Annotated in this window: 7 protein-coding genes; 4 read left to right on the forward strand and 3 right to left on the reverse strand. The window is 63.0% G+C overall.

Annotated features, from left to right (window positions below):
- The first annotated feature begins 9 nt into the window (after nucleotides 1-9).
- The 4 genes from EN914_RS25595 (at nucleotide 10) to EN914_RS25610 (ending at nucleotide 2,708) form a co-directional block, all read left to right on the forward strand.
- Nucleotides 10-402, forward strand: coding sequence for an Mth938-like domain-containing protein (locus EN914_RS25595; protein WP_013531307.1), 393 nt, complete (start codon nucleotides 10-12; stop codon nucleotides 400-402).
- A gap of 1 nt (nucleotide 403) precedes the next feature.
- Nucleotides 404-1,246, forward strand: coding sequence for a phytoene/squalene synthase family protein (locus tag EN914_RS25600; protein WP_024503855.1), 843 nt, complete (start codon nucleotides 404-406; stop codon nucleotides 1,244-1,246).
- 83 nt (nucleotides 1,247-1,329) lie between these two features.
- Nucleotides 1,330-1,758, forward strand: a complete 429-nt coding sequence (locus EN914_RS25605) for a hypothetical protein (RefSeq protein WP_024503856.1) — start codon at nucleotides 1,330-1,332, stop codon at nucleotides 1,756-1,758.
- Nucleotides 1,755-2,708, forward strand: a complete 954-nt coding sequence (locus tag EN914_RS25610) for a sterol desaturase family protein (RefSeq protein ID WP_032899314.1) — start codon at nucleotides 1,755-1,757, stop codon at nucleotides 2,706-2,708. Before EN914_RS25605 ends, EN914_RS25610 begins: the two co-directional genes overlap by 4 nt.
- A gap of 7 nt (nucleotides 2,709-2,715) precedes the next feature.
- Here the strand turns inward: EN914_RS25610 and EN914_RS25615 are convergent, their stop codons facing one another.
- The 3 genes from EN914_RS25615 to trmFO form a co-directional block, all read right to left on the reverse strand.
- A complete protein-coding gene (locus EN914_RS25615; RefSeq protein WP_050580473.1) occupies nucleotides 2,716-3,048 on the reverse strand; it encodes a type II toxin-antitoxin system RelE/ParE family toxin in 333 nt (110 codons plus the stop codon).
- Between the two features lie 93 nt (nucleotides 3,049-3,141).
- Nucleotides 3,142-3,267 carry a type II toxin-antitoxin system ParD family antitoxin gene (locus EN914_RS39355; RefSeq protein WP_224675324.1) on the reverse strand — a complete coding sequence of 42 codons (126 nt, stop codon included), beginning with the start codon at nucleotides 3,265-3,267 and terminating at the stop codon, nucleotides 3,142-3,144.
- Between the two features lie 26 nt (nucleotides 3,268-3,293).
- Nucleotides 3,294-4,464, reverse strand: a 1,171-nt coding sequence (trmFO, locus tag EN914_RS25625; protein ID WP_127389340.1) for a methylenetetrahydrofolate--tRNA-(uracil(54)-C(5))-methyltransferase (FADH(2)-oxidizing) TrmFO, incomplete at its 5' end; no start/stop codon positions are given.

Raw genomic sequence — 4,464 nt, forward strand, 5'->3', positions numbered from 1 at the left:
GGTTTAACGGTGACCAGCAAAGGCATCGTCATCCGCGAGGCGCATTTCCCGGGCCGCGCGCCGATCGAAGCCTACGGCAATGGCGGATTCCGCTTTGCCGACATGTCGCATCGCGGTTCGCTGCTCTGTCTGCCATCCGGCATCCATGGCTGGGAGCCGGTGGACCCCTTGGCGCTGACGGTGGCGGATTTTGACAGGCTGCTGTCCGAGGCCGACAAGATCGAGATCCTGCTGGTCGGCATGGGCAGGGATCTTCGGCCGTTGCCCGCTGCATTGCGGGCCGCGCTGAAGGCCGCCGGCGTTGCATCCGACCCGATGTCGACGGGGGCCGCGGTGCGGACCTACAATGTCCTTCTGGCGGAAGAGCGCGCCGTGGCCGCCGCGCTCATTGCCGTCGATTGACATGTCTCGAAGCGCTGAAATCGTCATGGACGCGGTGCGCGCCGCCGATCATGATCGTTATCTGACCGCGCTCTACGCGCCGGACGGCAAGCGCTACGCGCTGTTTTCGCTCTACGCCTTCAACGCGGAGATATCAGGTATTCGCGATCGCATCCATGAGGCGCTACCGGGCGAGGTGCGGCTGCAATGGTGGCGCGATGTCATTGCCGCCGGCGGCGAGGCCGGCGCCGGCCATCCCACTGCCGAAGCCGTGAACGCTACGATAGCGACATTCGGCCTGCCGAAGCCGGCCTTCGAGAACATGCTCGATGCGCGCATCTTCGACCTCTACGACGACCCGATGCCGTCGCGCACCGATCTGGAAGGCTATTGCGGCGAGACGGCCGCAGCACTCATCCAGCTTGCGGCGATGGTGCTCGACCCCGGCGAGGCGCCGCGCTTTGCCGAACTGGCGGGCAGGGCAGGCTGCGCACAGGCGATGACCGGCCTGCTGCTGCTGTTGCCGCTGCACCGCCAGCGCGGACAATGTTTTGTCCCGGCCGACATTCTGGCGGCAGCGGGATCGTCGCCGGAAGAATTCGTCACCGGCGACGGCGGACCCGGCGCCAAACGCGCGGTGGCAGCGATGATGGCGCTGGCACGGGAACATCTTTCCGCCTTCGAGAGGGGCGCACCGGCTCTGCCGGTCTCGCTGCGTCCGGCATTCCTGCCACTTGCCCTGTCACGCGCCTATCTCGGCAAGATGGAGAATGGCTCGCCGCTCGAAGGCGTGGCGCGGCTCTCGGCCTTGCGCCGGCATTGGCTGTTGCTGCGCCGCGCGAGCAAGGGTTGGCCAGCACTTTGACGTAAACGTCAACCGTGCTAAGAAGTCTCCGCGCCAAAACTGTCGCCATAGACGACAGGCCGGCCGGAGGAGATACCCATTCAATGAGCTTGCCTTTGCTGGTTGCGATCGTCGCCCTTGGCATCGCGCTGTCGGTTGCCGCGGTGCATTTCACTGGCGGCAGCAAGACGGCGACGCTCAGTGGCGCAGATCATGCGAAGAGCCGGTTCGCCGAGGATTTTCCCGACGAGATCGTGGCGGCAGTCCGCCTGACAGCAGATGCCGGGACCGCGTTCCTGGATATCGGGCGAGGGCGCTTCGGGATCGTTCACAGCGTAGGCGACTGCTTCTTGACCCGCATCGTCACGCCTCAAGATGTCACGATTTTGGACACTGGAGACGGGAATACGGTCTCGCTGCGGCTCGCCGATTTCACCTGGAAGGGCGGCCGCTTCCGCTTTGCCAGCGCAACGGATGCGCAAGGCTTGCTGAAGGCGCTTGAGCCGCAGAGTTTCGGCGGAGAGGCGGCATGATGGACGACTACAATTTTCCGCAGGTCACTCAACTGGCCATCCCGTTCTTCGTTGTCGCGATCCTGATCGAGCTTTGGTTGGTGCGCACCGGCCGTGCCAAGGGTTCGTTCGAAACGCGCGACACATTGACCAGCCTGATGATGGGTACCGGCAATGTCGTTGCCGGGCTGCTGCTTGGCGTCGTGTCCTACTGGGCGTTGCTGTGGCTCTGGCAGTTCCGCGTCTTCAATCTCGGCCTGTCGATCTGGGTCTTTCTGGTGGCCTTCCTGCTCGATGATCTGCGCTACTATTTCTATCACCGCATCGCGCACCGGGTGCGCTGGGTGTGGGCCGAACACGTCAACCACCATTCCAGCCAGCACTACAATCTGTCGACGGCGCTGCGGCAGAGCTGGACGGGCCTGTTCACCTTCATGTTCGTGCTGCAGGCGCCGCTGGTGCTGCTCGGCTTCCACCCGGCGGTGATTGCCTTCACCTTCGGCTTCAATTTGGTCTGGCAATTCTGGATCCACACCGAGACCATCGGCAAGATGTGGGGCTGGTTCGAGTTCGTCTTCAACACGCCCTCACACCACCGCGTCCACCACGCCACCAATCCGCGCTATCTCGACGCCAACTATGCCGGCACGCTGATCATCTGGGACCGCATGTTCGGCACCTTCGTCGGGGAACTGGAAGAAGACCGGCCGCGCTACGGCATCGTCAGGAATCTCGGCACCTTCAATCCGCTGAAAGTGGCATTCCATGAATGGATCGGCATGTTCAGGGATGCCTTTGCGCCCGGTCTGACCTTGAGCGATCGCCTGAACTATCTGATCAAGCCTCCCGGCTGGAGCCATGACGGCTCGCGCGAAACCTCGGAGAGTTTGAAGGCGGCCTATGTCAGGCGAAATCCTGATGAGGCCGGCAAGCCTGGGTTGCCGATGGCTGGTGTCGAGCCGGCTGAATGATATCGCCTCAGGATGGTTCGTTCGAGCCGCCGTCGCGCATCAGCGTCTCATAGTCGCGACCGCCATAGAAGATGTTGACGATGCGGATGACATCGTTCTCGATCAGATGGTGATGACGGCGGAATGCTCGGAATGGGACGGGTCGTAATCCCCGAACGATATCGTCGCGCGAGCGACCGCCACAAGGCGCATTGCCGATACTCTGGCAGCGCTCTTCTATCCGATCCACGAAACCGTTGGCGATGTTTTCGCTGCCGCTGCTCTCAAGGATGTAGGCGCCAATTGCTTCAAGATCGGAGATCGCGCTTTCGCTAAGAACGACGGCGGGACGCTGGATCATCGCTCTCTCTCGCCAGTTGCGAAATCCGGCTCTTTACCCGGTCGATCGCCTCATCGAGCGGAACAGCGGGGCTTTTGTCTTCGATCGACGCCTTCACCCGCGCCCTGATGGACGCCATGCGTTCAGCGTGCTCTTCCTCCTCGCGCTGGAAGGCAGGGCGGCGCGGATGACTTCACTGGCCGAACCGAAGGAGCCGTCTTCGACTTTGTCCCGGATCATGGGGTCCAATCAGAACGCGAAGCTGTTTATTCCGCCGCTTCGGCCGTTTCCGGTTGCGCCGGAAGTCCCAGCCAGTGCCGGCAATCGGCGCGTGCACGCGATGTGATGGCGTGCCGCTTGGCAACGGTCTTGTCCTTGCCGCGCATGCGTTTGCCCTCGGCCTTCGGAGCTTCGACAGGTGGGAACAGGCCGAAATTGACGTTCATCGGCTGGAATGAGCGCTTTCCCGGCTCGTCATCGGAGACAATATGACCGCCGGTGATGTGGTTGAGCAGAGCGCCGAAGGCCGTGGTCAGCGGCGGCAGGGACGGAGCAAGGCCGAGCCGCTCCGCTGCGGCGAAGCGGCCGGCGAGCAGGCCGATGGCCGCACTTTCGACATAGCCTTCGCAGCCGGTGATCTGGCCGGCGAAACGCAGGCCGGGCCGCGACTTCAGTTGCAGCGAAGCGTCGAGCAAGGTCGGCGAGTTGATGTAGGTGTTGCGGTGCAGGCCGCCGAGACGGGCGAAATCAGCGTTTTCGAGACCCGGTATGGTGCGGAAGATGCGCACCTGCTCGGCATGCTTCAACTTGGTCTGGAAACCGACCATGTTGTAGAGCGTGCCCAGCGCATTGTCCTGCCGCAACTGGACGACGGCATAGGCCTTTACCGTCGGATTGTGGGCATTGGTCAGCCCCATCGGCTTCATAGGCCCGTAGCGTAGCGTCTCGACACCGCGCTCGGCCATGATTTCGATCGGCAGGCAGCCGTCGAAATAGGGCGTGCCTTCCCATTGCTTGAATTCGGTTTTCTGGCCGTCGACCAGCGCTTGCACGAAGGCAAGGTACTGGTCCTTGTCCATCGGACAATTGATGTAGTCCTTGCCGGTGCCGCCTGGCCCGACCTTGTCGTAGCGCGACTGGAACCAGCAGGTATTCATGTCGATCGTGTCGAAATGGATGATCGGCGCAATGGCGTCGAAGAAGGCGAGCGCATCGGCGCCGGTCGCTTCCGCGATCGACTGGGCAAGCCCGGGGGCGGTCAACGGACCCGTGGCAACGATCGCCTGGTCCCAATCCGTCGGCGGCAGACCTGGCACTTCCTCGCGCCGGATGGTGATCAGCGGGTGTGCTTCGAGTTTTTTCGTCACGGCATCGGCGAATCCGTCGCGATCGACGGCCAGCGCGCCGCCGGCCGGAACCTGGTTGGCGTCGCCGGCG

It is taken from the genome of Mesorhizobium sp. M7A.F.Ca.CA.001.08.2.1 (assembly GCF_003998455.1).
Classification (GTDB): Bacteria; Pseudomonadota; Alphaproteobacteria; order Rhizobiales; family Rhizobiaceae; genus Mesorhizobium; species Mesorhizobium ciceri.